Annotated in this window: 1 protein-coding gene; it reads left to right on the top strand. The window is 72.0% G+C overall.

Annotated elements, in window-relative coordinates; genetic code table 11:
• Positions 1–29 precede the first annotated feature (29 nt).
• Positions 30–418 (top strand): ATP-binding cassette domain-containing protein (locus ACQRUO_RS39750; RefSeq protein ID WP_428321036.1); only part of this gene is annotated, 389 nt, incomplete at its 3' end.

The following is a 418-nucleotide window of genomic DNA, read 5'->3' as shown; positions in this document are numbered from 1 at the left end:
ACCGGACATCGCACGCTATCTTGCTGCAGGTGATCCAAGCCTTCGGACTGACCAGCACCTCCCGCAAGGCGCGGCCGCCCGCCGTCGACGACGTCTCCTTCGAAGCGCGCGCCGGCCGGATCACCGTGCTCCTGGGGGCCGTCGGTGCGGGCAAGACCACGGCCCTGAGACTGATGCTCGCCCTGCGGCCCGGTCGTGGCATCACCTACTTCAGGGGACGGCCCCTGTACCGGATCGCTCATCCGGCGCGGGAGGTGGGCGTACTGCTCGGCGATGTCCCGGGGCATCCGGCCCTCTCGGTCCGCGGGCAGCTGCGCATGCTGGGTGCGGCGTCGGGCGTCCCGTGGCGCCGCGCCGACGAGGTCCTCGAAGCCGTCGGCCTCGTCAGCTTCCGCGAGGAACGGCTCGGCACGCTCTC

Origin of the sequence: Kitasatospora sp. LaBMicrA B282 (genome assembly GCF_050325825.1) — a bacterium.
Lineage (GTDB): Bacteria > Actinomycetota > Actinomycetes > Streptomycetales > Streptomycetaceae > Kitasatospora.
Note: the sequence above shows the minus strand (reverse complement) of the source record. Positions and strands in the feature narration are given on the sequence as shown.